Source organism: Algoriphagus iocasae (genome assembly GCF_014206875.1).
Classification (GTDB): Bacteria; Bacteroidota; Bacteroidia; order Cytophagales; family Cyclobacteriaceae; genus Algoriphagus; species Algoriphagus iocasae.
Genome location: NZ_JACIJO010000005.1, coordinates 93,605 through 120,412 on the forward strand (window position 1 = coordinate 93,605; position 26,808 = coordinate 120,412).

Sequence of the window (26,808 nt, forward strand, 5' to 3'; positions counted from 1 at the left end):
AATAAAATCTCTTCATTCTGATTTATGAGTTCCATGCTTCATTAGTGAAATTAGAATTCAAAAAGTTCTTACTCTCAATTAATAAAGACTCAGTAACGCTTCAATTATTTAACCCGAAAAAATACTAAAAACATAAATTTTGAATGAATTCCATTTGATTTAGCCTTCCCATCAAATTTTACTATTTTTGTTTCTCAATTGCTTTTCAATTCTTCTCCGAATAAACCACCAAATATGTCCGAAGTCAAAATCTTCTCAGGCGGAAACAGCACTGTTTTAGCAGAAAAAATCGCAAAAAACTACGGTAAAAGATTAGGCGAACTCACCATGTCAAAATTCAGCGATGGTGAAATGTCCCCTAGTTTTGATGAATCCATTCGTGGATGTACGGTTTTTTTAATTCAGAGTACCAACCCACCTAGCGACAATATTCTTGAATTATGCCTCATGATTGATGCGGCAAAAAGAGCCAGTGCCTACAAAGTATGCGCGGTTATCCCATATTTCGGATATGCAAGACAAGACAGAAAGGACAGACCAAGAGTTTCTATCGCTGCAAAAGCAATTGCAAACATGATCACCTCAGCTGGAGCTGACAGAATCATGACTTGCGACCTTCATGCCGGACAAATTCAAGGTTTTTTTGACATCCCTTTGGATCACTTAAATGGATCAGCTATCTTTGTGCCCTATTTGAGCTCGCTCAATCTAGACAACATGATTTTCGCGGCACCAGACGTGGGAGGAGTAGCTAGAGCAAGGGCATATGCGAAGCATTTCGAAGTAGAAATGGTAGTCTGTGATAAGCACAGAAAAAGAGCCAATGAGATTGCATCTATGCAGGTCATTGGGGATGTAGAAGGAAAAGATGTAATTCTGGTTGACGATTTAGTAGATACTGCAGGTACTTTATGTAAAGCAGCACAGATTATCACAGAAAAAGGAGCCACTTCGGTAAGAGCCATCGTCACACATGGTGTACTTTCCGGAAAAGCTTATGAAAACATTGAGAATTCTGTTTTAAAAGAATTAGTTGTCACTGACACTATTCCTTTGAAACAAAAATCTTCAAAAATCAAGGTATTGACAGTGGCAGACCTATTTGCGAAAGCAATTCACGCAGTGACAGGACACACCTCTATCAGTTCTTTGTTTATTTAAAGAACCAATTTTATTAAATATATATCTTATGAAAACACTTGAGATTATAGGGTTTAAAAGAGCAAATCTCGACAGTGCCTCTCTTAACGAAATCAGAGAAAGCGGCAATGTTCCCTGCGTAGTTTATGGACCAGGTATCCCAGAACAAATCCATTTCTCTTCTCCGATCATTTTGTTCAGAGACTTGATTTATACTCCTGAAGTTCATTTGGTAGAATTAAACATTGAAGGAACAATCGTAAAGGCTGTTTTGAAAGATGCTCAATTCCACCCAGTAAGCGAAATGTTGCTGCATGCTGACTTCATGGCTTATACTGAAGACAAGCCAATCAAATTTGAAATTCCTGTGAAAGTTACTGGTAGCTCTCCTGGTATTGCAAAAGGTGGTAAGCTTGAATTCAAAACTAGAAAGTTGAAAGTGAAAGGTCTTGCATCTTCTCTTCCTGACTTCATCGAAGCAAATATTTCTAACCTAGATCTAGGTAAGTCTTTCAAAGTTGCTGAATTGGAAGCTGAAGGTTTTGAAATCCTTACAAGCCCTAACGTTTCTTTGGTTACTATCGGTATTCCAAGAGCGCTTAGAGGTAAGAAAACTGAAGAATAATCTTCAAATAATCAACCAAGAAATCCTGCCTACGAAACTGGGCAGGATTTTTTATTTTTACCCATTGAAATCAATCCCTTTATGAAATATCTCATCGTAGGCTTGGGAAATATCGGGCCCGAATACGAATTGACCCGCCACAATATTGGTTTTTTAACGGTAGACAGATTGGCGGATAAAGAGTCCGTCAGCTGGAAAAGTGACCGACTGGCTTTCAAAACGGAATTCAAATTTAAAGGAAGAAACATCCATATGATCAAGCCAACTACTTACATGAATTTAAGTGGAAAAGCAATGAACTACTGGATGAAAGAGCTGCAAATCCCAAAAGAAAATGTCTTGGTTTTGGTAGATGACGTGGCTATTCCATTTGGAAAATTACGAATGAAGCCGAAAGGCAGCGCTGCAGGTCACAATGGATTAAAAAATATCGAAGACCTGACTGGTGGGCAAAATTATCCGAGATTACGAATGGGCATAGGAGATGATTATCCAAAAGGCCGACAAGTAGATTATGTTTTAGGGAAGTTTACCCAAGATGAATTTGCTGAGTTACCTTTAATTATGGACCGAGCCATAGAAATGATCCTTGCTTTTTGTACGATTGGTATCGAGCGAACGATGAACCATCATAATAATTGAATCCATAGATTTGGAAAAACCCTGACAAGGGCTTTACTTTGCAGCACTTCAGGCAACTGATTTATAAAGAAGAGGCGAGAGAATAGGCTCATTGACCCTCTGGCAACCATCCCGAATTACGGGAAAGGTGCCAAGTCCTACCCTTAGCGGGAACTATAAATTGGCTTTACATAGAAATAATCCCTTTTTAGTTCGATTTCACCGCTAGTGGTTTGACTTTCTCAAACCGAATGAGCCTTTATGTGTGAAAATTTTATTCTAGGTAATACGCTATGAGCAAGCATTTCGAAACCAATTCTATCCGGATCAATTCATCCAAATCCAATCAAAGAGAGCATTCTGCTCCTCTTTACCTGACTTCAAGTTTCACCTTTGATTCAGCAGAAGAGGCAAGAGCGATGTTTGCGGATGAAATCCAAGGCAATATCTATTCACGCTATGCTAATCCTAATTCCACAGATCTCATTGAGAAAATATGTGCTGCAGAAGGTACAGATGCGGGAATAGTAACTGCATCGGGAATGGCCGCAATGTTTGGAAGTATTGCTTCACTTCTACAGCAAGGGGATCACGTCTTGGCATCTAGATCACTATTCGGCTCTACACATCAGCTTTTGACTCGAGTATTTCCTAAATGGGGAATCACCTCTACTTATGGTGATATTTCTGATATCGAAAACTGGGAAAAGCTTATACAGCCAAATACCAAAATGCTTTTCATTGAAACTCCCTCTAATCCAGGACTTGAAATCATAGACTTGGAGTGGGCGGGGAATTTTGCAAAAGCTCATAATTTGATCTTGGTGGTGGATAATTGCTTTGCAACGCCATACTTACAGCAACCTGCAAAATGGGGTGCTCATATCGTCACTCATAGTGCTACCAAATATATTGATGGACAGGGAAGAGTACTTGGAGGATTGATCTTAGGAACTGAAGAATTAATGAAAGAAGTCCAGTTTTTCACTAGACATACCGGACCTTCAATTTCTCCATTTAATGCATGGATTCTTTCTAAGAGTATGGAAACTTTGGCAGTTAGGATGGATAGACATTGTGAGAATGCCCTTAAAGTTGCCACCTACTTTGAAGGAAACTCGGAATTGGACCATGTAAAATATCCTTTCCTGAAATCACACCCTCAATACCATCTTGCCATTAAACAAATGAAACTTGGCGGCGGCATCATAACTTTATCGCTAAAAGGTGGACTTGAAAGAGCCAAAAGATTCATTGACCAGCTACAAATGATTTCTGTAACAGCTAATCTTGGTGATAGTAGAAGTATCGTCACTCATCCAGCATCTACTACTCATAGTAAATTATCAGTGGATGAAAGAGCTCGTGTAGGAATTACGGATGGCTTGGTTAGACTCTCTGTAGGTCTTGAGCATGTAGATGATATCATCGAAGATGTAGAACGAGCATTGCATCAATCAAAATAAAGAAGGCCCCGATTGGGGCCTTTTATTTTTACCATGTTGTTTGTTTTAGCTTAGGGAAAGCCCGAATGACATCACTCAGACTTATTTGCCCAATGAGGCGACCATCTTTTAAAACTGGAAATCTCCTGATCTTATATTCTAAAAACTTCTGGGCAGCATCAAAAAGTGATAATTCCTGACCTAGTGTAATCACATCTATACTCATATGTTCACTTACCTTTCCGGGGAATTTTGGTGTATTGGTGTATTGACCTTTGATAATCTCCTTTAAACAATCGACTTCAGAGATTATACCAACCAAACTTCCAGACTCATCTACCACGGGAGCACCTGAAATTTTTCGTTTTGTAAGCACTTCTAATACCACGTCAATCGAATCATCTGGTTTGAAAGTCACCAGATTAGTGCTCATATGATCTTTTACTAAAATTTGGGTTGTAGGAGATTTTTTTGGTTCCACCACTCTTACTCCTTGAAAACTCTTAACCATAGATGAAATAATTTAAAGGTGAAAGAATAAATTACCGAAAAAATTGCATTTATAAAAGCATTAAGGCAATTATTAAAATATATCCATAGATAATATCAAATATTAATTCATTTATAAAATTTTATTTCAAAGTGTTTTTCAAAATGAGAATTGGTGACCATGGAGCGGATGGTTTTGAGTACAAATCATCAAATTCAAAAACTCCAACCACCAGATCTTCGTCTCCGTCAAGCTCCAAATCACCCTTTGTCATGATCAACCAATGTGAATCCGAACCCAGCTCTGGAGCAAAAGGGGAAAACTGAAATTCTTTATCCTGCCTAAAAAACAATAAATCCTGTTTAGGCTTTTGGTTTACATCAGGAAAGAATGACAAAACAAATAAATCCTGATCTCCATCTTGGTCAAAATCCCCTACTTCTAAGCCACTTGCGCCATACATCGGATAGAACCATTCCTCTTCGAATTCAAGATCATCCTGATTGGTAAAAACCCTCACACCATGGTAATTTTTTAAAATCTGTGACAAATCAGCATTGTCACCATTGACGACTATCAAATCCTTTCTGCCATCGGCATTCATGTCTTCAAATCTAAAATCACTGGAGCCAAATGCTGGCTGAAATCTCAAAATGGTTTTCTCTCTAAAATTACCCTCACCATCATTCAGAAAAGCAAACAAACCTTCATTTGCCTGAGTCATCAAAGCCAAAATATCCATGTCCCCATCGCCATCCAGATCATCTATTTCTACTCTTCTAGCTCCGGGAGCATTTTTCAAAACCTTCTTTTCAAAACCATTGGATTTCGAGAGGAAGAGACTCAAATCCCCTATATGATTTCCAAACTCGCTTATGATTTGATCTGGAATTCCATCTCCATTGAAATCATATGACTCATTATTGACAGGCCTTTTTAGATCGCCTATCAACGGACTTGGGACCCAACCTGAATCAGACTTCTTAAATGTGGAAAGAACCCCAACAGAGTCATTAGAAGGGTCCATAAGGCCCATCGTTAATAATTCGAATTCATTATTTCCTTTCCAATGAAGATCGATCGGAGCTGTATCAGTACTAATGGAATCCTTTACTTGAAAATCATTTTTTGGATCTAAAATGAATAAGGATTTAAAACGGTGCCCCAACCATAATTCTCCTGTCTGCGGATGAATACGTAACATGGTCACCAAATCAGCATAATTTTCTGAATATTCTGGGCGAATCAATTCAAACCCGGAAATCCCAATTTCAATTTTAGCCTTGGAAGCTTGTGGGTTAGGTTTAGAAGGAGCATTTTCTAAATAATACGCTTCTAATTTTTCCCAATCCTTTCTTTTGATCAAAGGAAATTCAGAATAAATCCCTTTTGGCACATCCATGTCAATAGGCATTGTTGTACCGAAATCCTCATCCAGAAACAAGCCCATTCGCTTTCTCATTTCTGGAAGTACTTTCTCACCCCAAGTTGCTTGGTCCAGTAAATCTGGCTCTGGTTTGACATGGCATGCCGCACAGTAAGCATTTGCCAGTTGTTCACCATTTAGATTTAAATCCGCCGCGGCCAGTTGGTTAAGACTCGGAGGAGGCTGTTTTCTTTCGGAAATGGGATTACAAGAAAACAATCCAATAATGAAAATGAAGGCTATTAATCGAAAATAACTCATACGTTTCCGATTGCCTCTATGAAATTATTTACTGTTTGTTGATCTACTCGGAGATGTTTTAAAAATGCATCCGGATCATCCGAGAAAGACACATTTGGATTTACAAACTTGTTTTGATTGGTTTTCCAAATTTTACAGGAAGCATGAATGTCTTGCAAATAACCAGTCTCAGAAAAAATTCGAATATGTTCAGGTTTCGTACCTCCACCTGGCATAATGGATATCCTATCTTTTGCTGTTTCCATTAATCTTAATATCATCTCTGATCCTTCTGAAACAGTGTTTTTTCCTCCAGATGTCAAAACTCGCTTAAAGCCCAGGCTCATGATTTTATCCAGTGCATCAAAATAATCCTCAACTGCATCAAAAGCCCTGTGAAAGGTGCAAGGCTTGCCTGAAGCTGTTCTAAGCAATGTCTCACAAGCTTCTACATTTACTCTACCTTCATAATCCAAAGGACCAAAAACAAACCCATCAGCTCCTATTTCCCCTAGCAGTTCGATATCTCTTTTCATCACCATCAACTCTTTTTGGGAATAAGCGAAATCACCTCCCCTTGGTCGAATCATAACGAAAATCGGAATGTCGATTTCAGACTTTAAAAACTTTAGCATTCCAGCAGAAGGTGTTTCACCACCTTCTGGAAAATTAGAGCAAAGCTCCAGTCGGTTCACACCAAATTCGGCTGCTTCCAATGCAGCTTCTACACTAAATACCGGAGCTTCAAGAGTGATTTGTTGCATGTTAGAAATGGCTTTTTGAATCCACCATTACATTAGAACCCAGTGTCCCTTGAGCAAAATTAAATCCAGGGTGAACAGCATAAGCACCAATTTGCCCTTCTTTATTCATTGCTAGAAATCCAGCCTGTATATCTTTGATGTTTTTATTTTTTGAGATCAACCTTTTCACTGCTTCTTCACAAGCTTCTTGAGGGCTTCTGCCTTGTCTCATCAATTCTACAATCAAAAAGCTTCCACAAACCCTGATAATTGACTCGCCTAGTCCTGTTGCGGTAGCTGCTCCAACTTCATTGTCCACGTATAAACCTGCCCCAATAATTGGACTATCCCCTACTCTTCCGTGCATTTTATAAGCCAACCCACTGGTAGTACAACTTCCAGCTAGGTTCCCGTCTTTATCCATCCCTATCATTCCGATAGTATCATGGTTTTCAATATTGATGACAGGCTTGTATTTACTAGTGATTTTCCACTTTTCATAAGCCTCTTTTGCTTTCGGGCTCAGTTCCTCTTTTTCAATTGGAAATCCTTCCGCTATCGCAAATTGTCTTGCACCTTCACCAGCAAGCATCACATGAGGCGTTTTTTCCATCACAGCTCTAGCCAAAGAAATCGGGTGTTTTACCTGTCTTACAAAAGCAACTGAGCCACAAGATCCATCTCCAGTCATAATAGAAGCATCTAATGTTGTAATACCTTCTCTATCTGGCAAACCTTGAAGTCCTACTGATAAATTACTAAGGTCTAGCTCGGTATCTTTCACTCCAGTTTCCACTGCATCCAAAATACTTCCTGTCTCTTTTAGCTTCGCAATGGCTGCTGCATTCGCTGGCAAACCATGATTCCAAGTGGATAAAATCAAAGGCTTTTCAGCGATCAATTGATTTTTTTGAATACCCGCAAAAGCGGTAGAAACTCCAGGGACTAATAGTGCAGATCCTAAAAGGGACTTTTTAATAAACTTTCTTCTTTCAGACATAAGGATTAATTTCGAATGAGGCTTCAAATTATCAAAATTGCCTTTAATTAAATAAACCATTTGTCAATTGATTCCGAAAACCCCTAAAAATGAGACCTTATATTTTAAAAGAAGCAAACTGGAAAAATCTAAAAAGTGATCGATTTGAACTTGCAGTTTTACCTTGGGGTGCCACTGAAGCTCATAATTACCATATGCCTTATGGAACTGACGTCTATGAAGCAGATGCCGTGGCAGAAGAGAGTGGCAAAAAAGCTTGGAAAAAAGGTGCAAAAGTAATTGTACTTCCTACAATTCCTTTTGGAGTAAACACCGGGCAATCTGACATTTATTTAGACATGAATCTAAATCCAAGTACTCAGATGGCAATTTTAAGGGATTTGATCACTGTACTTGACAGACAAGGATTAAAAAAACTACTGATCGTCAATAGCCATGGAGGCAATGACTTTAAAACCATGCTACGCGAGCTGGGACTAACTTTTCCTGACATGTTACTTTTCACATGCAACTGGTTTCAGGCCTTGAACAAAGACAAATATTTTGAAGAGAAAGGAGATCATGCTGATGAAATGGAAACTTCTCTAATCATGCACCTTCACCCACATTTGGTCACTCCACTGGAAGAAGCTGGAGATGGAGATGAAAAAAAATCAGTAATAACCGGCCTACGGGAAAAATGGGCTTGGGCAGAAAGAAAATGGTCAGAGGTGACAGAAGATACAGGAATCGGTAATCCAAAAAAAGCCTCCCCTGAGAAAGGAAGGCTTTATTTTGAAGATGTTACCAGCAAAGTGGCTAATCTAATGGTTGAAATCTGCCAAGCAAAACCTGGCCATCTTTATAAATAAATCAGTCTAGTTCTGACAGGTTAATTTCGTTTTCCTGTCCCTTATAATTGATAGTTTTGATTCCTTTTACATTTTGAGGAATCAAAACTTCTCGGCTGGATTGGGACAAAAACCCAGAACCCAAAGTTGTTTCCACACGCTGGGTTTTTCCATTTCCCAAATCTAAAACCACCGCCATGATATCTTTATCAAGGCTCAAGGTTTTTGATGGAGATTTTTTGGTTTGAAATGCTTTCAATTCCCCTCTATTTTGAGAAGCAACTAAGAGTGGGTTTCCTTCAGAAGAAGCAATTTTAACAAGTGCTTTTCCGTCTCCAGCCACTATAAATCCGCTTTCTGTTGCAGACATCGGTTCAAAACTCCCCTCTCCATTTCCTTTCAAAATCAATCCAATATGGGCATCAAGTTTTCCGATAAATATTTCATTTCCGTAATCATTGCCGATCAAGGCTACATCTAAAAAGCCGTCCTGATCATAATCAGAAACTACAATACCATTGACAGGTCCCACCTGAGCTATTCTTGGCAAAGGTTTAATTGAGAATTTACCTCCACCAAGGTTCTCGATGTATGCTGATTGATCATAATTTCCAGTCAGTATCAAAGCATCTTGCTTTTCTTCTTGTGTAAGCAAATCTTGCTCAGTACTTAGAGCATAGGTCTTATAGCGCTCGTATTTTCTTCTGAACAAAGTGCTTTGACCATATAAATCTCCCCAGAAATGACTTGGGAATGAATTGTAGGTTCCATCTTTCCCCTTGTAATAAGCAAAAGTTACCGGGTCTACACTTCCGTTTTTATCAAAATCTTTGGCATAAACTTTCACTGGTCTTTCAGCACTCGGATTATGCGGATTATTTGCTCCCAAATTCCCAACGATAAAGTCCACATCTCCATCCTGATCAAAATCACCAGAAGCAATTGAATTCCACCAACCTAGAGAAGTATCAAGGCCTGACTGTTCAATTTTTGCAAATTTGCCACCATCATTTTTGAAAATAGTTACTTCCATTAGTTCTCCCACTACCACCAAATCAACTTGACCATCCAAGTCGACATCTGACCATAATGCATCGGTAACCATACCAACTTCCTTCAAACCTGGTGCTATTTGATCTGTCACATCCTGAAGGATTCCGTTCTGATTTTTGAGAATAAAACTTTGATCAGGAAATGGAAATTTAGCCATTGGAGTTCTACCACCTACAAATAAATCCATGAAGCCGTCACCGTCAAAATCGGCTCCTCTTACTGTCGATCCACTTGCTTTTATTCCCGAAAAATTCTTATCCAATGTAAATTCCCCTGCTCCATTATTTAAATAAAGCCGATCCGTGTATTCTGCAGATTCTGGTAAAAACTCATTACTTCCACTGACCAAATACAAGTCTAAATCATTGTCATTGTCTATGTCAAATAACAATATCCCCATCTCCTCAAATGCTGGATTCTCACCTTGTAAAATATCCTTTTGGGAAAAAGTCCCATCCGGGCTTTGAAGAAAAGCTGTCGGTAAATACCCACTTGCTGATCCTACAACCAAATCCTCATTCCCATCTCCATTTATATCTCCAACTGCCAGGCTTGGCCCATACTGGGAAAGCTTATGAGGAATCGTTCTTTGGGTATAAAAATCAATTTTATCATCCTCTTGGTGAGTATAAATCAACCCACTTGATTCCGTCACATCAGAAAATAATCTTGGACCAAACTGATAATCAATTATTGCTTTATTATTCGCCCCTGATTTTGCTTCTGAGTAATTGACTGTCAAAACCTGATTTGAAGCCACATTGGCCATTTTACTTTCTTTGCCATCAGGCCAAATTATCGAAACACTTTCTACCGTAACACCTTCTCCCAATCCAAAATGCATGACAGGATCAATGGATGACATATACCCTCGCACGATTTGTTGTTCTTGATATAAATTTTCGCCGTTGCTCAGGTGAAGAGTTACTTTTGCGCTAAGTCCATTAGGATTTTCTTTGGTCCCATTTAGATCTAACCTTAGATAACTTCCTTTGGATTTTCCATTAGAAAGTGTGTTTTCAAAGACAAAAGCTGGATCATTGATGTTATTTACGATGTAATCCAAATCCCCATCCTGATCTAAGTCGACTAAAGCAGCTCCATTGGAAAAAGAAGGCTTATCCAATCCCCAATCAGAACTGAAATCCTCAAAGCTGAGATTTCCAGAATTCCTAAAGGCATAATTCGGGATTTTTACAATTGGAATTGAATCCAATAATTGTCGTATCGTAGCAACACTTCCCACATCTGCCCGATAATTAGCAAAATCTTTGTCTGTAATATCTCTTGGAAAACCATTGGTCACCAAAAGATCTCTCATCCCATCATTGTCGACATCGCCGAACAAAGGAGCCCAGCTCCAGTCTGTTTGATAAACTCCAGCCATCATCCCAACTTCACTAAAAGGTATACCCGGGCCATTATTCATATGCAACATGTTTCTAACATATTGATATTCATAACCCCATTGTTCATTGTTGATATAAGTTTGGTAGGCGTTATTCCCAATTGTGGTCTTTTTACGATAATTACCTTCGCCAAGCATATCCAGCGTGAAAATATCCGGAAGTTGGTCATTGTTAAAGTCAGCAATATCAGAACCCATTGAGAATTGGCTTTGATGCCTTAGACTCTCACCGATTTTATTACTAAAAGTACCATCCTGATTGTTGATATAAAGAATATCATTGGTCACATAATCATTGCTGACATGTATATCTGGCCATCCATCATTGTTCAAGTCAGCAATCAACAAACCCAACCCAAATCCCTCAATGGTTATTCCTGTTTCTACCGTTACATTGGTAAAAGTACCATCTCCATTATTTCTATAAAAAGCATCATTATTAATCGCAGAACCATCTGTGATTTTCTCTCGGTAATTACTTGGAGTTACTTTGCTTTGCTCATTATTCAAAACATATAAATCCAAATCACCATCTAAGTCATAGTCAATAAATGCAGCACCCATTCCATTTCCAGAATCAGCAATACCGTATTGCGCAGCCATTTCTTTAAATGTTACAACTCCATCTGCATTCACGCCTTGATTGACAAAAAGCAAATTATCTCTTTCACCCTCACCCTTCATCATGGCTGCAGCCACATAAATATCCATCAAGCCATCCTGATTGATATCCACGGCTGTAGTACCTGTACACCATCTAACTACTGCCTCAATTCCTGCCTCAGCTGAGACATCTTTAAACTTAAATTTACCTTGATTTAAATAGAGTTTATTGCTGACTTGGTTACCAGTAAAGAAAACGTCAGGCAATCCATTATTGTCAAAATCCGCTATTGCCAACCCGCCTCCATTGAAAATATACTCATCTGTCAAAATATTGAAAGAATCGGTTTCAACGATGGTATTTGCAAAGTCAATTCCTGTGGATTCTGGGGATTTTAATTCGAATAATTTTGTCTCTTTTTGACAAGAAGTCAATGCAAAAAGCAAAGCTCCACAAAAGAGAAGGTACTGGGATTTCATAGTAAATTAAATTGGGTATAGAAGGGTTCAAATTAGCACTTTTGAAAGATTAGAGAAAAGAATTTTACTATTTAAATAGGCTAAAAAACAAAAAGAGAAGGCTTTTGGCCTTCTCTTTTAATATTTAATCAATTCCTAATTAGAAACCAGGATTTTGAATTAAAACATCAGATCCAACCAAGTCAATTTGATCTTGTGGGATCGGAACAAATCTATGCTTATCGGTAAACTTAGCTCCACCAAGTGCAGCAACTAGAATAGATCCATCGTAAGCTAAATATCTGTCAAGTTCTTCTTGAACTGTATCCCATCTTACTAAATCATAGAATCTATGTCCTTCTTGACCTAATTCAAGCATTCTCTCAAGTCTAACAGCTTTACGAGCAGTAGCAGCGTCAGTCCAAGCAGAGTTATATAGTCCTACTTTATAATTAGCAGCAGCAGTTCCATCGTCTCTTTTAAGCTCAGAATTCATTGCTCTAGTTCTTACCATATTCACATATTCTCTTGCTTTTTCAAGGCTACCAGCTTCAATTTCTGCTTCAGCTGCCATCAATAGCACATCTGCAAATCTGATGATCATGAAGTTGATACCAGTGTAACCTGGAGTCCAAGAAGATCCATCTTGATAAGATCCGATTTCAGCAACTTGATAAACATATTTCTTAGGAGCATATGGTCCACCATTTGGCTGGTTTCTAATCCAAGCAGCACCTGGATGGTCTTGCCAATCCAAATAAGGAATACCTCTTCTACCTACAGAGTGATCCAATCTTGGATCAAGATTTCCTGCATCAGGAGTAAAAGCTGCATCACTTTGAATTCCCATATCAGACTTTACAGCCTTTCCAGCGTCATTGTATGAACCATCGATGTATGGAAGACCATTAGCATCTGTTCTAAATGCGTTCACAAAAGAGAAACTTGGCTGGAAGAAACCGCAACATCCACCTGGACCACCATTATATGGGAAGTTCAAGTCAAATTCAGGGTTTGCATTGTTTACTGAACCAGTATTAGCAGCAGCTTGATAAGCCCAAACAGATTCCTGATGGTTATCATTAGCACCTCTAAACATATCATCATAATACGCTACCAAGCCATATTTCAATCCGTTACTTGTCACACCATTTGCAATGATGTCATCAAATAAACCTTTCGCCTGAGAAAATTTACCTTGGTATAGATATACTTTTGCAAGCATTGACTTAGCTGCCCAAGAGTTCACTCTACCTACTTGAGATTGAGTAGCAGGTAAGTTTTCAACAGCATACTGAAGATCAGCTTCGATAAATGGATAAAGATCCTGATTGTTACTTACTTCTTCCAAACCAGAGCCATAATCTACGGTTTCATCCACGTATGGAGTATCACCATAATCTCTTTTTAATTGGAAGTAGTAATGTGCTCTTAAGAATCTAGCTTGAGCAGAGATTCCAGCAGCATCAGCATCTGTTACATCCTCTCCTCTATTCAACATCAATCTTAAAACGTTGTTACATCTTGCGATACCTTCATATGCACCATTCCACTTAGCACCAACATCTCCAGAAGCCGCATTCACTTCAAAACGTTGGATTGGGTTAATAGTACTAAAGTCACCAGGGTCAGTTCCTTTATTAGCTTCACCCCCTCTGATACTACCCCAAACCCAGTTTGATGGAGATGCCAATCTATTCGCTCTACCATTCACCTGAGAATAAGCAGCAATCAAAGATGCCTCTAGACCTGCAAGCGTAGTCAATTGAGCTTCCGCCAATTGGCCTGTAGCCGGCACATCTAGAAAATCATCGCTACAGCTTACTGCCACCATCATGATTGCTGAGGACAAAAGTGCTCCGATTTTTAATTTATAATTCTTCATTTTTTTTAATCAATTATAGTTTCTATAACTCGATTTATCTTTATATGATACTTAGAAGCTTAGATTCAAGCCGAAAGTATAACCTGTAGTAACAGGATAGTTACCAACGTCAATACCGAATGTAGTATCAGCATTTCCTCCTACAGCAGGATCCAAACCGCTATATCCAGTTATTGTGAAAAGGTTGTTTGCAGAAGCAAACATTCTAACTCTTTCCAATCTCCATCTTTCTAACAAAGAAGCAGGTAGCGTGTAACCTAGTGTTACGTTTTGTAATCTCAAGTAAGAACCATCTTCAACATAGAATGAGTTACCCACGTTTGAAGTCGAGAAGTTTGCAGTTTTCTCTACAACAGGGATCTCAGCATCTAAGTTTTCAGGAGTCCAGGCATCTTTCAAACGCTCAGAAATTGCAGCGCCTTCAAATGTCTGATAGAAGTCAGTAAACCATCTAGACTGATTCCAGATTTCGTTTCCGATAGAAGTATATAGGTAAACAGACAAATCCAATCCTTTGTAACCTAAAGTGAAGTTTACACCACCTGTGAAATCAGGAACTGGGCTACCGATGAAAGTTCTGTCATCTGGAGTGATTTCTCCGTCATTGTTCAAATCTTCGAATTTGAAACGACCTGGAGCAGCACCATCCTGAATAGCGTGATTAGCCACATCTTCAGCATTTCTGAACAATCCTTCTACTTTATAACCAAAGAAAGCAGAAAGTGACTGACCTACTTGGTTTCTGATAGGCTGGATACCTCTATAGCTTGGGTTGATTGAAGTAATTACATCCAAACCTGGAGCTAGAGCAACAATCTCATTCTTCAAAGTTGAAGCAGTAACTGTCAAGTCATAAGTAAATGCACTTGAAAGATTTCCTTTCACACCTACCAATAAGTCAACACCAGCATTTTTCATTTGACCAATGTTGATGAAAGGAGGAGTTGCGTTACTACCAGCTGTCTGAGGAATAGGAAGTTGGAACAACAAGTCCTTTGTATCTTTCTGCCATAAGTCTAAGATGACGTCCACTCTTCCGTTGAAGAAAGTACCATCAAAACCAATGTTTTTAGTCACTGCAGTTTCCCACTGAGTATTTGGGTTACCGATACGAGTCCTTCTAAAACCAATTTGAGCTGAAGAGTTTGTACCGCCGATGTCATAAGAAGAAGCTCCTACGTCACCACCAAATAGAGAGTACTGGTTAGTAGCTGGAACTGGGTTAGAGTTACCCATTTGACCCCAACCACCACGGATTTTCAATTCGTCAATCCAAGTTGCGCTTTGCAAGAAAGATTCAGAAGAAATTCTCCAAGCTGCAGAGAATGCAGGGAACACACCGTATCTAGAATTTTCACCGAATACAGATGAACCGTCACGTCTCACAACAGCACTGAATAGATACTTGTCGTTGAATGTATAGTTTAATCTACCGAAGTAAGATGCAAAGTTTACACCTCTAAATAGACCTGAGTTTACTTGACGAGAAGAAACTGGAAGGTTTGAAATTGTGATAAAGTCAATATCAGTTGAGAATGGATTCTGACCAGAAGCATCAATGTTTCTTCCAGATCCATTATTCAATGCTTCCTGACCGATGATCACATCAAATGCATGCTTATCAAATGTCTTTTTCCAGCTCAAAGTATTAGTAAATACCCACTGGAAATTAAATCCTGATCCTTCAGAATAACCGAATGAAGAGTTGTTTTCAGAGTTTTCGTACTGCAATCTTGAATAGTTCCAGTAGTAATAATTATTATACTGACCACCGATTGAAGTTCTGAAAGTCAAATCATCTAAAATGTCATATTCAGCATAAACGTTACCGAAGATATTAGCATTAAAGTTTCTATTGTTCTCTAAACCATCTCTGTTTGCGATTGGGTTTCTTGGGTTATTAAAACCTCTTGCTGCAGTACCTGCATATCCACCAAATTCATCATATACAGGAATAATAGAAGGCATTCTGAAAGCCTGAAGAATGTCATTTTCATCAGCTGATACACCTCTACCTCCGTTACCACCGGTCTGTCCTAAAACTTGACGGTAAGTAGCCTGGAAGTTTTCACCAATTCTAAATTTCTTAGTAACATCAAATTCAGAGTTAGCTCTCAAAGAAATTCTTTTGAAGTCGTTGAATTTCATAATACCTGCCTGATCTTGATATCCAAGACCGATGAAGAACCTGCTAGTTTCAGATCCACCGTTCAATCCAATAGAATGACGGGTCAAAGGAGCATTTCTTGTCAACTCTCTGTACCAGTCAGTACCTTCACCTGTAGCAGCTCTTACTACCTGATAAACACCACCTTTATTTCTATCAACATTGTATTTAGCTCTTTCTTCTTCTAATTGAGCAGCGGAGAATGGACCAGCTACACCAGCTGCACCACCTACGTTGATATAATAAGGAAGAACTGGAGTGCTACCAGTACCAAACTGTGGATGCTCATATTTAGGAGCTCTACCATCAATTATCGCTTGGTTAGTTTCAGCAAGCCAGGTTGTATTAGCAAAATCCTGTGGATTCATCATATCCAAACCATCACCCGGAGTAGTCACACCAAACATACCATTGTAATCAACTCTCAATTTCTGGTTGCCTTTACGACCTCTCTTAGTAGTATAAATAATTACACCGTTAGAAGCTCTAGCACCATAGATGGAAGCAGCAGCAGCATCTTTCAATACTGTTGTAGATGCAATATCATCTGGATTCAAGAAGTCAGTAGACTGAACAGGAACTCCATCAACTACATATAAAGGCTCATTTCCACCGAAGGAACCGAAACCTCTAACACGAATAATGGAAGTTGTACCAGGCTGACCATTTGTAATTACTGTCACACCAGAAACACGTCCTTGCAGGGCCTGCTCCACGTTACCAGTAGGAATTACGGTCAAATCTTTAGGATCCACAGTGGCAATCGCACCAGTGGTTTCCCTTCTGCTGTCAATTGTATAACCAGTTACGACCAACTCAGTAAGAGTGGTTTCATCTGGACTCAATTTAACATCAATAATACTTCTATTACCAACTACTTGCTCTACAGCAGAGTAACCGATAAAAGAGAAGACCAATACAGCTTGGTCATTAGGTACATTAAGGGAGAATTTCCCGTCAATGTCAGTGGCAGTACCTGTAGTAGTCCCTTTTACTAGGACAGAAACTCCTGGAAGTCCTACATCATACTCGTCCAAAACAGTTCCAGTTACGGTTTTCTGTGCAAAAGCAGCCGCACTGGAAAGAACTAAGAGCATTAATAAAGCACTTAGACTTTTGTAAACATTTTTCATAAACATAGATAGATTGGGTAACAAGATTAATTGTAAATGCTTGTTTTTCAATTGTTAATGCAATCGATTGCGAAGGTTCGCAAAAATAACGCACCTATTCATTTACCATTATTGGATTCAGAAATTTGCGTTATACCGTGGTAAAATACCTGCAATTGGGTTTAAGCCCTTAGGTTTGAGCGCATCGGGTGATGCTTTGGGTAGGCACTAATAATAGAAAAGATAGGTCATAGGCAATATTTTTGGGTTTTATTGTTTCAGTTGATCTTCAATGTTAAAGATTCTAAAACAAAATTCAAATTCAAACCCTAAAAATAAAATTTGGCATTTGGCCTAATTCCCAAATAAATACCCTATTCAAAATAAGCATCACTTAATTTTATCTCAAAAAATTGTATTTGATGAAATTATTAAGCCTAATTCGTTCTGTGTTTATAAAAAAGCATACGTTTTATTAGAAAAATGAAAATTGATTTTTTTTTAAAATTTTCACTTAAAAATTTCGAAAAACTCCTGAGTTTGTCTCAATTCTTCAAATTCTGGATCAATTAATGACTTTTGATAAAGCAGCTCACTACTATCAATAGCGCGCTTTAAATGAATTAGAGCCACTTCTTCCTGTCCGCTGGCCGCTGCAATCAATGCAAGCCCATAAAAACCATATCCATATGACCGTCCTGCTGTGACCGACTCTTCAAAAGAAAGACTGGCATTTGCAAAGTCTCCACTCATGAAATAAGCCAATCCTTTATTAAAAAAATCCTTCGAAGTCGAATATTGATATTGAAAACGCAAAGTTGCCAATTTATAATCCCCTCTAATAATATCCAATGCTCCTCTCAAACTTTCATTCAACCTCAAGAAGTCCTCATTTTTAGTCAGGACTGATGCATCCGATAATTTCTTATATGCATCCCAGGTCTTATCCTGAAGAATCAAAATCTGACCTTGATTATGTAAAACATAAGGACTGTTTTCAATTTTAGCTGCCTGATCTAAAAGTCTATTTGCCTCTTCCCAAAATTCAGCCTGCTTTTTGGGATCTAAAGTCCTTTGAGCTTGTCGCATTTTGACCACCGCTAAATTATTGTAAGGCAAAGCGGATCGAAACAGTTCTGTCATCTTGCTATAGATCACCTCTTTGTCGTCCAGTCTTGGAGAAGATTCTCCTGCAATCGCCCACTCCAGTTGACTGAGCCCTGAATTTACCCCAGAACCTTCCAATGCCGCCTTTAATTTTGCAGTTTGCTGCTGATCTAAACCAGATAAAGGTTTGGCCTGAATTTCGATTTTTGCTGCTCGCAGTTTAGGAAATAAGTCTCGGGAAACTTGATTGAAACCCGTTATTTTCCTCAATGCAATGGACTGGGTTTGATAATCTTGCCCATTTAATAAAATAGAATAAAACTGATCCTTTCTTTGAGTGGATAAACTTTCAAAATCTCTTAGTAGCAATCTAAAATCAAACCAGTCATTCCATCTGGAAGAAACCTCCAATAAACTATCTGAAAAGAGAAGATTGGAATCTGTTAGATATTTCACCGCTGCCTCTGCCCTATCCATACCGAGTTTACTATTCTTACCTTCTGCCGATTCTGGTGATTGGGTACCAGTTATTTTAATCGAAGTAATCAACGGGTATTTTAGTATGAATTTTTTAAGTGAATCCAGTACTTTTTCGTTAGCTGATGAATTAGTGATTTTTGATGAACCAGAAGAGAATAACAATGAAAATTCCCCATACCTGGACAAGTCTTTATTCAGACTTCCCGTTGGAATAAAAAGTCCAACTTGAGGAATAGGCTCATCTGGATTCACTTTCCCAACTTTAGCTAATAAAGGAGTTGTTATTACACCTTTTGCAAGAATCTTCTTTTCAGTTGGACTGCCAATATTTTTTCCTTGATAAAACAAGAGCTCAACCATGGAGCTTTCCATCCATGGTTCATATTTTAGTTTGAATGATTTCTTATATTCATATTTTCCCACAAGTTTATTGAGATTCAACTCACCCAAATCCAAAACCATGTTAGATCCTCTCAATTGAATTTCAATTTTTGGATTTTTAGGACTCAAAGCAGAGATTATGGGCACCTCTCCTTCCACCTCAAATGAAATTGAATCTCTTACGTAGGTAAGCTTGGCGGGCTGAATGGATGATTCCTCCAAAAAATTGCTTTCGGGCACTATTCTTGATCCGCAAGAATAGAAAATTAGAGCTGATGAAAAAATTAATATTGTTTTAAGAAACAATCGATTAAACATTATGCATTATAGTTTGGATCAACATTTTTTCTAAATTTAAACCACTAAACCACTAGATGAATATGGAAAGGTTAAAATTATTCTTCGAAGAAAGAGCTTTTGGAGTTTGTTCCAGGTTAGGAGAGAAATTAAATTTTCCGATCGATAGCATTAGATTATTTTTTATTTACACTTCGTTTATCACCATGGGTTCGCCGGTAATCATCTATGTGTCTATGGCCATGATGATGAAAATCAGGAAATACTTCAGAAAAAGTAATAACCCAGTTCTATTTGATTAAAGAGACTGGAAGGTTTTCTTTCTCAAAATTCCCGTGTGCAAAATCAGGAAATTTATTGGGCCATTTCCTTTCGCAATTCCTTTTCCTGCTTGATCCTTATTTAAACTCTCTTTGGCAATAAATTCATTATACCCTTTCCAAATTGCCTTAGCATTTTCTTTTTCGCCTTTTAAATAAAATGAAATACTAGCCATCATTTCTAAGCAGAATTTTGTGACAAAAATCCACATAAATAGGAATCTCCCCTCATTTTTATAAATCATAGAAAGACTATTCCGAATATTCAAAAACAGCTTTTTAGGGCTACTGCGTTGAAGGGTAGCTCCGCCAACGTGAAAAACAGTTACACGACCACAATATCCTATCTTCAATCCCTCATTCCTCATCCTCCAGCAAAGATCGATTTCCTCCATGTGCGCAAAGAAATGGGCGTCAAATCCTGATAATCTGTGAAATTCTTGCGCCTTCACCAGCATACAGGCTCCGGAAGCCCAATCTACTTCAATAGAATCATCATATTGTCCTTTGTCCTCTTCCACATTATCCCAAATCCTACCTCTGCAATAAGGATACCCAAGTGAATCCAAAAATCCACCTCCAGCTCCTGCATAATCAAATAGCGCCGGATTTTGATAAGAAAGAATTTTAGGTTGAAAAGCGACATAATCAAGTTTTTGCCTAGCCTCTTGAAGAAGGCCTTCATCCCAACCGGGAGTTACCTCCACATCAGAATTCAATAAAATATAATATTGGTATTGACCTTCTAGTTGGGATAAACCCCAATTATACCCACCGGCATAGCCAAAATTCTCCTTTAAAAGGATCGTTTTTACGCTTGGGAAATTTTCTGAAAGCAACGAGAGGGAATCGTCAGTACTGGCATTGTCAATTACCCAGATATCCGATTGGCTGTGAGCCAAAACAGAAGGAAGGAATTTCTTAAGCATTCCTTCCCCATTATAATTGAGAATGACAATTGCACAGAGTTTCATTTGATCAAGCTATAATATTCAAAGCTTCCATGAAACAACTTTGAATGGTGCTCCATTCTTTTGTTAGACAATTCTTTCACGTAAAATCTCATCCAAACATATTTCCTAGATCCATTCCAGGGATGTTTGGCATAACTCCTTCGGTGGCAGATTTCATAGCAGATTTGATTTTTACATCAATTGCTTCCATAGCAATATTAGTTGCTGCCACTACTAAATCACTTAGCATTTCTTTATCTGCTGGAGTCAATAAAGATTCATCCAGTTCCACTTTAAGAACTTTACGGTCTCCATTCACAGTCACTTTCACTAATCCTGCACCAGATTCACCTTCGGCAGTCAAATGAACCAATTTGGCTTGGGCTTCTTTAATTTTTGCTTGGGCCTCTTTTACCTTGCCCATCATTCCCATGATATCAAACATATGTATGTTATTTATTATTCAATTTTCTCTAAAAGCTCTCTTCTAGCTACCCAATTAAACTTGGAGGAACAGAAAGAAGTTTTTTTCTTTTCTGAACCACAATATTTTTTTTGATCCTTCCCCAATTCCAAAACTTTTTCTTCCGAAATTAAGTCTTAAACTTAATCAAACCTTCCTCCTATGAATCCAATTGAAACCATTGAAAAAGAGCATCTTGCACAGCTGTTTTTCAGCAAAAAAGAGGTGCTTCCTGACACTGATTCACAGAAAATCCGTCAGGCAAAACTTTACAGATCTCAAACCCTTGGAAACCTCCTCCAAACAAAAGTCCATTTGACCTTTGAAACAGCTGACGGACATATCTATCAAATCTATACCACTGTCTGGGCTGTTGGCAATGATTACATCTCCTTAAAAGGAGGACTTACTTTACCAATTTGTTCGATTATTGAAATCGATTAATTGTTTTGAAGAAAAGAAATCACCTCTTCAATTTTTAAAATCTCCTGATTTCCTGTTTCTAAGTTTTTTAAAGCAAGACTTTCAGTTTGAATTTCATTATCTCCACAAATCCCAACAAATGGGATACCTTTTTTAGAGGCGAAGTCCAATTGCTTTTTCACTTTTGTAACATCTGGAAATATTTCAGCTTTGATTCCAGCTTTTCTAAGTTTCGTCAGAATTGACAAAGCATAATCAAAACCTTTCTGATCAAAATGTGTCAATAAGATTTTGGTTCCTTTTAAGCTTTCCTCAGGAAATAAATTCAATTCATCTAGCACATCGTATAGCCTGTCCACTCCAAAAGAGAATCCAACTCCAGAAACCCCAGAAAGACCAAATACTCCTGTTAAGTTATCATAACGGCCTCCACCGCTGACAGAACCAATAGAAACATGATTTACTTTCACCTCAAAAATCGCCCCTGTATAATAGGAAAGCCCTCTCGCGAGCATGACATCAAAGTCAACAAAATCTAAGTTCTCTCCCATTTGACCAAGGATAGTCAACATCTCTTCAAACTCTTCCACGCCCTTCAGACCTATTTCACTTCCTGCCAAGAACTCTTTTAGAAATTCGATCTTCCCTTTATAATCAGTATTTAAGCTTACCAACGGAGCTAACTTCTCTACAGACTCTGCAGAAAAATCACGCTCTGTCAGTTCTTCTTTCACTTTTTCCCAGCCGATTTTATCCAATTTATCAATTGCGACACAAAGCGGCCCTTCTTTTCCTGCAGCACCTATTGCTTCCGATATTCCGGTCAAAATCTTTCTATTGTTGACTTTGATCGAATAATCCTTCAAGCCAAGCTTCGAAAAAACATCCCGGATCATCAAGATAATTTCTGCTTCACAAACCAGGCTTTCTGTACCGACCACATCGGCATCGCACTGATAAAATTCACGATAACGTCCTTTTTGTGGTCTATCAGCTCGCCATACCGGCTGGATTTGGAATCTTTTAAAAGGAAAAGTCAATTCATTTCTATTCATCACCACGAAGCGGGCAAATGGAACCGTCAAGTCATATCGTAATCCTTTTTCAGAAACTTTTGGCAGCGTAGCATTTGCTCCTGCAGACAAATCCTCTGGACTGACTTTCTTTAGAAAATCCCCGCTATTCAATATTTTAAAAAGTAACTGATCTCCCTCATCCCCATATTTCCCAGTCAATGTATTGAGGTTTTCCATCGCAGGAGTCTCAATTTGCTGATAGCCAAATAACTGAAAAGTATCTTTAATCGTGTTTAGAATAAAATTTCTTCGAGCCATTTGTAGCGGCCCAAAATCTCTTGTTCCTTTTGGAAGACCAGGTTTTTGCATGCTTAATCAGGTGATTTGAGCCTCAAATTTATTCAAAAATTGCTAAAGAGCCCTTTAATATGGAATCAATTCGAATTTATTTATTCATAAGTCTAGGCTAACAAGATTTGTTTTCTTAATTTTGCGCTTCGTTTCGAAACAAAAACATTAAACATATACGGCCATGGCAGTTACTACTTTAAAAAGAAAGTTGAAGAGAAAAAGACTAAGTCAGACTACTCGCGTGATTAAAATCAAGCAACTGAGCGCAAAGCCAGTGATTAAGAACGTGGACGTAGAAGAATTGAAAAAGTCTTTCAACAAATAATTATCCTCGTTATACAGGGAAAAAGGCGATCTAACGATCGCCTTTTTTATTTTCCTCTCTTCCCTAATTCCACCACTCTGAGATTTTTTACCTGGCCTTGATCCAGATCGAATAGCAAAAGCGTCCGCATGATATGGAATCCTTGTTGTCCGATAGCTCCTGGGTTCATATATAGCGTTTTTAATTCGGGATCGTACTCTACTTTGCAGATATGAGAATGACCACAAATGAATACCTGAGGTTTAACTTCCTTAATTTTTGATTTGACTCCTTTGGCATAGCGTGGCGGTTTTCCCCCAATATGGGTCATCAGCACTTTTACTTCGTCAACTTCCCACTCTAGCCATTCAGGATATTTATTTTGGGCATTTAAATCATCGATATTCCCAAAAACCGCTCTGATCACCTTTCCTGAAGGGAGATTCTCCATTACTTTTTCGTCCCCTATATCTCCAGCATGCCATATTTCATCCACATCCTGCAAATAGGTAAGGGTTTTGTGATCAATGTAACTATGAGAATCAGAAATGAGAGCGACCTTAGTAGGCATTTATATTTAAAGAAGTTAAATTTCTTTCAAGTTGGTCTTCAAAAGTTTCATCTCAAACAAATTCTCATGAAAACTCAAATTAAAATCGGTCTTTCTATTTTCTCTTTTTTTTGGATTATGGCATGTTCCAGCCAAACGAATGATTCAAGCATCTCTTCTGTTTCTCCTGATGAATTGGAACAAGTAATCTCTGACAATGATAATCTTGTGATTCTCGATGTGAGAACGCCCGAAGAGTATTCAGAAGGACATATCAAGGATGCGGTTTTAATTGATTTTATGGGAGAGGATTTTCAAAAGCAAATTGAAAACTTAGATAAAAGCAAAACTTACGCAGTGTATTGTAAAGCAGGTGGAAGGCAGCAAAAAGCCAGTGTAGAAATGGAAGCTTTGGGCTTCGGGAAAATCTTATTATTGGATGGCGGCATGACCAGCTGGACTGCAGAAGGTAAACCAGTAGAAAAATGAATCAGATAAAATCAGTAAACCCTTTTACAGGTGAAATTTTAAAAACATACACCCCTTTAAGCGAGGCTGAAATAAAAGAGAAATTAAAAGCCTCCAGCAAAGCATTTGACAAATGGAAGAAACAGTCTTTTAAAGACCGCTCAGTTCTCATGCGTAAGGCAGGCGAGCAATTAAGAGCAGAAAAGAATAAATACGCCAAAATCATTTCTTTGGAAATGGGCAAAGTAATCAAAGAGTCATTAGCTGAAATCGAAAAATGCGCATGGGTTTGTGATTATTATGCGGAGCGAGCAGAAAATTTCTTGGCCGATGAACCAATAGAGCTGCCAGATGGTAAAAAAGCTAAAATCAGTCACGAACCTATCGGAACAGTTTTGGCAGTGATGCCATGGAATTTCCCATTTTGGCAGGTTTTCAGATTTGCTGCCCCTACTTTAATGGCGGGTAACACTGGCTTATTAAAACACGCATCAAATGTCCCACAGTGCTCTTTAGCAATTGAGGAAGTTTTCACCAAGGCAGGTTTTCCTGAGGGAGTTTTTCAAAGTTTATTGATTGAAACAAAAAGCACCAACACCATAATTTCAGACCCAATAGTTAAAGCAATCACTTTGACAGGAAGTGAGAAAGCCGGAGCTTCCGTAGCCTCTGAAGCTGCAAAAAATATTAAGAAGTCTGTACTGGAACTAGGGGGAAGTGACCCTTTCATCGTTTTGAAAGATGCTGACATCAAATCTGCTGCAGAAACTGCCGTCAAAGCTAGAATGATCAACTTTGGCCAAAGTTGTATTGCAGCCAAGAGGTTTATTATCGAGGAAGCTGTTTACGGTGAGTTCGTCAATCTGTTTCAAGAAAATCTCAATCAATTAAAATCAGGAGATCCATTAGATGAAAATTCTGATTTTGCCTGCATGGCACGAGCTGATCTAGCAAGCGAATTATATGAGCAGGTAGAAAAGAGTAAAAAGGCTGGCGCAAAAATTATTCAAGGAGGAGAAAAACCTTCCAAAGATTCTGCAGAATTCAAACCAACTATCATTACGGAAATCCCCAAAGATTCACCTGCCTACTCAGAGGAATTATTTGGACCAGTAGCAACCATTTTTTCAGTAAAAGATGAAGAGGAAGCCATTCAACTCGCCAATGATTCTGAATTTGGATTAGGAAGCTCATTATGGACTTCGGATCTTAAAAAAGGAGAAGAGTTGGCTGCAAAAATCGAAAGCGGCGCAGTCTTTTTAAATGCCATGGTCGCATCAAATCCACACCTCCCATTTGGAGGAATAAAAAAGTCAGGATTTGGCCGGGAACTAGGCAAATATGGGATTTTGGAATTTGTAAACACCAAAACTGTGTTTTTGGGTTAAATAAGGAGATTAATCAGGGGGTGTATTTTTGCAATTGCCCAATTCCTTTCTATTTTTACGATCCAAATTTTGTCTTAAACTAATGAGAGAATTACAGTTTCGTGAAGCCCTGAGAGAGGCCTTGTCTGAAGAAATGAGACGTGACAAAAGCGTTTTTTTGATGGGCGAAGAAGTAGCTGAATATAATGGTGCTTATAAAGTATCACAAGGAATGCTGGATGAGTTTGGTCCAGAGCGAGTTTACGATACTCCAATTGCTGAACTTGGCTTTGCCGGTTTAGGTGTTGGTGCTGCTATGAATGGTCTAAAACCGATCATTGAGTTCATGACCTTCAACTTTTCTTTGGTAGCGATTGATCAAATTATCAACTCTGCGGCTAAAATGTATGCGATGACAGGTGGAGCTTATAGTGTTCCAATTGTTTTTCGTGGCCCTACTGGAAACGCAGGTCAATTAGGAGCAACTCACTCTTCCAATTTTGAAAACTGGTTTGCTAATACTCCAGGTTTGAAAGTGATCGTTCCTTCTAATCCTTATGATGCAAAAGGACTATTAAAATCCGCCATTCGTGACCCAGATCCAGTGATTTTCATGGAATCAGAAGTGATGTATGGTGATAAAGGTGAGGTTCCTGAAGGTGAATACCTGCTTCCTATCGGAGTAGCTGATGTGAAAAGAAAAGGAAAAGATGTCACAGTTATCTCATTTGGTAAAATGATGAAAGTGGCTCTTCAGGCAGCAGAAGAAATGGCTAAGGAAGGCATCGACTGTGAAGTAATTGACTTGAGAACTGTTAGACCAATTGATTACGCTACTTGTGTGGAATCGGTAAAGAAAACAAATCGAGTTGTTATTGTTGAAGAAGCTAATCCTTTAGCTGGAATCTCTTCTGAATTGACTTATCACTTCCAGAGATATGCATTTGATTTCCTTGACTCTCCTGTAATCAGAGTTAACTCTATGGATATTCCTTTGAGTTATTCTCCAACTTACATCGACGTAACGATTCCAAATGTGAAGAGAACAGTAGATGCTATTAAAAAAGTGAGCTATAAATAA

The 26,808-nt window shown here is 38.4% G+C and carries 23 protein-coding genes and 1 riboswitch; of the genes, 11 read left to right on the plus strand and 12 right to left on the minus strand.

From position 1 onward, the window contains the following. Positions 1 to 234: 234 nt before the first annotated feature. The 4 genes from FHS59_RS21720 to FHS59_RS21735 all read left to right on the plus strand — a co-directional run bounded on the left by FHS59_RS21720 (position 235) and on the right by FHS59_RS21735 (position 3,852). Positions 235 to 1,161, plus strand: coding sequence for a ribose-phosphate pyrophosphokinase (locus FHS59_RS21720; RefSeq protein ID WP_184498189.1), 927 nt, complete (start codon positions 235 to 237; stop codon positions 1,159 to 1,161). 28 nt (positions 1,162 to 1,189) lie between these two features. Beyond that, positions 1,190 to 1,765 (plus strand): 50S ribosomal protein L25/general stress protein Ctc, encoded by a 576-nt coding sequence (locus FHS59_RS21725; protein ID WP_184498190.1) that lies wholly within the window; start codon positions 1,190 to 1,192, stop codon positions 1,763 to 1,765. Between the two features lie 81 nt (positions 1,766 to 1,846). Beyond that, positions 1,847 to 2,407 carry an aminoacyl-tRNA hydrolase gene (gene pth, locus FHS59_RS21730; RefSeq protein WP_184498193.1) on the plus strand — a complete coding sequence of 187 codons (561 nt, stop codon included), beginning with the start codon at positions 1,847 to 1,849 and terminating at the stop codon, positions 2,405 to 2,407. Between the two features lie 58 nt (positions 2,408 to 2,465). After that, a riboswitch (SAM riboswitch) is annotated at positions 2,466 to 2,569 on the plus strand. Positions 2,570 to 2,679: 110 nt separating this feature from the next. Next, the gene (locus FHS59_RS21735) at positions 2,680 to 3,852 is read left to right on the plus strand and encodes a trans-sulfuration enzyme family protein (RefSeq protein ID WP_184498195.1); all 1,173 of its coding nucleotides are present in this window, start codon (positions 2,680 to 2,682) and stop codon (positions 3,850 to 3,852) included. 28 nt (positions 3,853 to 3,880) lie between these two features. On the opposite strand, the gene FHS59_RS21740 is transcribed toward FHS59_RS21735, so the two are convergent. The 4 genes from FHS59_RS21740 to FHS59_RS21755 all read right to left on the minus strand — a co-directional run bounded on the left by FHS59_RS21740 (position 3,881) and on the right by FHS59_RS21755 (position 7,730). Further along, the gene (locus FHS59_RS21740) at positions 3,881 to 4,342 is read right to left on the minus strand and encodes a CBS domain-containing protein (protein WP_184498197.1); all 462 of its coding nucleotides are present in this window, start codon (positions 4,340 to 4,342) and stop codon (positions 3,881 to 3,883) included. A 121-nt stretch (positions 4,343 to 4,463) separates the two neighbouring features. Further along, positions 4,464 to 6,008: an FG-GAP repeat domain-containing protein gene (locus FHS59_RS21745; RefSeq protein ID WP_184498199.1), complete on the minus strand. Its 1,545-nt coding sequence runs from the start codon at positions 6,006 to 6,008 to the stop codon at positions 4,464 to 4,466. After that, a complete protein-coding gene (locus FHS59_RS21750) occupies positions 6,005 to 6,751 on the minus strand; it encodes a copper homeostasis protein CutC (protein WP_184498201.1) in 747 nt (248 codons plus the stop codon). The genes FHS59_RS21745 and FHS59_RS21750 overlap by 4 nt, the downstream gene beginning before the upstream one ends. A 1-nt stretch (position 6,752) precedes the next feature. Continuing rightward, positions 6,753 to 7,730 carry an isoaspartyl peptidase/L-asparaginase family protein gene (locus FHS59_RS21755; protein WP_184498203.1) on the minus strand — a complete coding sequence of 326 codons (978 nt, stop codon included), beginning with the start codon at positions 7,728 to 7,730 and terminating at the stop codon, positions 6,753 to 6,755. Between the two features lie 89 nt (positions 7,731 to 7,819). Between FHS59_RS21755 and FHS59_RS21760 the strand changes: the two genes are divergently transcribed. Next, positions 7,820 to 8,581 carry a creatininase family protein gene (locus FHS59_RS21760; RefSeq protein ID WP_184498205.1) on the plus strand — a complete coding sequence of 254 codons (762 nt, stop codon included), beginning with the start codon at positions 7,820 to 7,822 and terminating at the stop codon, positions 8,579 to 8,581. 1 nt (position 8,582) lies between these two features. Here FHS59_RS21760 and FHS59_RS21765 read toward each other — a convergent pair whose 3' ends face one another. The 4 genes from FHS59_RS21765 to FHS59_RS21780 form a co-directional block, all read right to left on the minus strand. Then, complete coding sequence (locus FHS59_RS21765; protein ID WP_184498207.1) at positions 8,583 to 12,104, minus strand: FG-GAP-like repeat-containing protein; 3,522 nt, start codon at positions 12,102 to 12,104, stop codon at positions 8,583 to 8,585. A gap of 139 nt (positions 12,105 to 12,243) precedes the next feature. Next, on the minus strand, positions 12,244 to 13,968 hold the full coding sequence (locus FHS59_RS21770; protein ID WP_184498209.1) for a RagB/SusD family nutrient uptake outer membrane protein: 1,725 nt from the start codon (positions 13,966 to 13,968) through the stop codon (positions 12,244 to 12,246). Positions 13,969 to 14,019: 51 nt separating this feature from the next. Beyond that, on the minus strand, positions 14,020 to 17,274 hold the full coding sequence (locus tag FHS59_RS21775) for a SusC/RagA family TonB-linked outer membrane protein (RefSeq protein WP_184498211.1): 3,255 nt from the start codon (positions 17,272 to 17,274) through the stop codon (positions 14,020 to 14,022). A 483-nt stretch (positions 17,275 to 17,757) separates the two neighbouring features. Continuing rightward, on the minus strand, positions 17,758 to 19,437 hold the full coding sequence (locus FHS59_RS21780; protein WP_184498213.1) for a tetratricopeptide repeat protein: 1,680 nt from the start codon (positions 19,435 to 19,437) through the stop codon (positions 17,758 to 17,760). Positions 19,438 to 19,595: 158 nt separating this feature from the next. Here FHS59_RS21780 and FHS59_RS21785 point away from each other — a divergent pair, with 158 nt between their 5' ends. After that, a complete protein-coding gene (locus tag FHS59_RS21785; protein ID WP_184498215.1) occupies positions 19,596 to 19,814 on the plus strand; it encodes a PspC domain-containing protein in 219 nt (72 codons plus the stop codon). On the opposite strand, the gene FHS59_RS21790 is transcribed toward FHS59_RS21785, so the two are convergent. Then, a complete protein-coding gene (locus tag FHS59_RS21790; protein ID WP_184498217.1) occupies positions 19,811 to 20,806 on the minus strand; it encodes a glycosyltransferase family 2 protein in 996 nt (331 codons plus the stop codon). The genes FHS59_RS21785 and FHS59_RS21790 overlap by 4 nt on opposite strands. A gap of 88 nt (positions 20,807 to 20,894) precedes the next feature. Beyond that, entirely contained in the window at positions 20,895 to 21,230 is a 336-nt protein-coding gene (locus tag FHS59_RS21795) for a YbaB/EbfC family nucleoid-associated protein (RefSeq protein WP_184498219.1), read from the minus strand. A 180-nt stretch (positions 21,231 to 21,410) separates the two neighbouring features. On the opposite strand from FHS59_RS21795, the gene FHS59_RS21800 reads away from it, so the two are divergent. Beyond that, positions 21,411 to 21,692: a hypothetical protein gene (locus tag FHS59_RS21800; protein ID WP_184498221.1), complete on the plus strand. Its 282-nt coding sequence runs from the start codon at positions 21,411 to 21,413 to the stop codon at positions 21,690 to 21,692. Here the strand turns inward: FHS59_RS21800 and hisS are convergent. Then, entirely contained in the window at positions 21,689 to 23,056 is a 1,368-nt protein-coding gene (gene hisS / locus FHS59_RS21805; protein WP_184498223.1) for a histidine--tRNA ligase, read from the minus strand. The two genes, FHS59_RS21800 and hisS, sit on opposite strands and share 4 nt — an antisense overlap. A 163-nt stretch (positions 23,057 to 23,219) precedes the next feature. Between hisS and FHS59_RS21810 the strand changes: the two genes are divergently transcribed. Continuing rightward, positions 23,220 to 23,363: a hypothetical protein gene (locus FHS59_RS21810; protein WP_184498225.1), complete on the plus strand. Its 144-nt coding sequence runs from the start codon at positions 23,220 to 23,222 to the stop codon at positions 23,361 to 23,363. Positions 23,364 to 23,409: 46 nt separating this feature from the next. Here the strand turns inward: FHS59_RS21810 and FHS59_RS21815 are convergent, their stop codons facing one another. After that, positions 23,410 to 23,913 carry a metallophosphoesterase family protein gene (locus FHS59_RS21815; protein WP_184498227.1) on the minus strand — a complete coding sequence of 168 codons (504 nt, stop codon included), beginning with the start codon at positions 23,911 to 23,913 and terminating at the stop codon, positions 23,410 to 23,412. Positions 23,914 to 23,979: 66 nt separating this feature from the next. Here FHS59_RS21815 and FHS59_RS21820 point away from each other — a divergent pair, with 66 nt between their 5' ends. The 3 genes from FHS59_RS21820 to FHS59_RS21830 all read left to right on the plus strand — a co-directional run bounded on the left by FHS59_RS21820 (position 23,980) and on the right by FHS59_RS21830 (position 26,808). Next, positions 23,980 to 24,381 (plus strand): rhodanese-like domain-containing protein, encoded by a 402-nt coding sequence (locus FHS59_RS21820; RefSeq protein ID WP_221444566.1) that lies wholly within the window; start codon positions 23,980 to 23,982, stop codon positions 24,379 to 24,381. Continuing rightward, complete coding sequence (locus tag FHS59_RS21825) at positions 24,378 to 25,748, plus strand: NAD-dependent succinate-semialdehyde dehydrogenase (RefSeq protein WP_184498229.1); 1,371 nt, start codon at positions 24,378 to 24,380, stop codon at positions 25,746 to 25,748. The genes FHS59_RS21820 and FHS59_RS21825 overlap by 4 nt, the downstream gene beginning before the upstream one ends. An 82-nt stretch (positions 25,749 to 25,830) precedes the next feature. After that, positions 25,831 to 26,808, plus strand: coding sequence for a pyruvate dehydrogenase complex E1 component subunit beta (locus FHS59_RS21830; RefSeq protein ID WP_184498231.1), 978 nt, complete (start codon positions 25,831 to 25,833; stop codon positions 26,806 to 26,808).

Coding starts and splice junctions, on each gene's coding strand:
- FHS59_RS21725 (WP_184498190.1), top strand. CDS start 1,190: ATGAAAACACTTGAGATTATAGGGTTTAAAAGAGCAAATCTCGACAGT.
- FHS59_RS21740 (WP_184498197.1), bottom strand. CDS start 4,342: ATGGTTAAGAGTTTTCAAGGAGTAAGAGTGGTGGAACCAAAAAAATCT.
- FHS59_RS21760 (WP_184498205.1), top strand. CDS start 7,820: ATGAGACCTTATATTTTAAAAGAAGCAAACTGGAAAAATCTAAAAAGT.
- pth (WP_184498193.1), top strand. CDS start 1,847: ATGAAATATCTCATCGTAGGCTTGGGAAATATCGGGCCCGAATACGAA.
- FHS59_RS21775 (WP_184498211.1), bottom strand. CDS start 17,274: ATGTTTATGAAAAATGTTTACAAAAGTCTAAGTGCTTTATTAATGCTC.
- FHS59_RS21800 (WP_184498221.1), top strand. CDS start 21,411: ATGAATCCAATTGAAACCATTGAAAAAGAGCATCTTGCACAGCTGTTT.
- FHS59_RS21830 (WP_184498231.1), top strand. CDS start 25,831: ATGAGAGAATTACAGTTTCGTGAAGCCCTGAGAGAGGCCTTGTCTGAA.
- FHS59_RS21745 (WP_184498199.1), bottom strand. CDS start 6,008: ATGAGTTATTTTCGATTAATAGCCTTCATTTTCATTATTGGATTGTTT.
- FHS59_RS21815 (WP_184498227.1), bottom strand. CDS start 23,913: ATGCCTACTAAGGTCGCTCTCATTTCTGATTCTCATAGTTACATTGAT.
- FHS59_RS21755 (WP_184498203.1), bottom strand. CDS start 7,730: ATGTCTGAAAGAAGAAAGTTTATTAAAAAGTCCCTTTTAGGATCTGCA.
- FHS59_RS21750 (WP_184498201.1), bottom strand. CDS start 6,751: ATGCAACAAATCACTCTTGAAGCTCCGGTATTTAGTGTAGAAGCTGCA.
- FHS59_RS21735 (WP_184498195.1), top strand. CDS start 2,680: ATGAGCAAGCATTTCGAAACCAATTCTATCCGGATCAATTCATCCAAA.
- FHS59_RS21810 (WP_184498225.1), top strand. CDS start 23,220: ATGGCAGTTACTACTTTAAAAAGAAAGTTGAAGAGAAAAAGACTAAGT.
- FHS59_RS21820 (WP_221444566.1), top strand. CDS start 23,980: ATGAAAACTCAAATTAAAATCGGTCTTTCTATTTTCTCTTTTTTTTGG.
- FHS59_RS21765 (WP_184498207.1), bottom strand. CDS start 12,104: ATGAAATCCCAGTACCTTCTCTTTTGTGGAGCTTTGCTTTTTGCATTG.
- hisS (WP_184498223.1), bottom strand. CDS start 23,056: ATGCAAAAACCTGGTCTTCCAAAAGGAACAAGAGATTTTGGGCCGCTA.
- FHS59_RS21770 (WP_184498209.1), bottom strand. CDS start 13,968: ATGAAGAATTATAAATTAAAAATCGGAGCACTTTTGTCCTCAGCAATC.
- FHS59_RS21795 (WP_184498219.1), bottom strand. CDS start 21,230: ATGTTTGATATCATGGGAATGATGGGCAAGGTAAAAGAGGCCCAAGCA.
- FHS59_RS21785 (WP_184498215.1), top strand. CDS start 19,596: ATGGAAAGGTTAAAATTATTCTTCGAAGAAAGAGCTTTTGGAGTTTGT.
- FHS59_RS21825 (WP_184498229.1), top strand. CDS start 24,378: ATGAATCAGATAAAATCAGTAAACCCTTTTACAGGTGAAATTTTAAAA.
- FHS59_RS21720 (WP_184498189.1), top strand. CDS start 235: ATGTCCGAAGTCAAAATCTTCTCAGGCGGAAACAGCACTGTTTTAGCA.
- FHS59_RS21790 (WP_184498217.1), bottom strand. CDS start 20,806: ATGAAACTCTGTGCAATTGTCATTCTCAATTATAATGGGGAAGGAATG.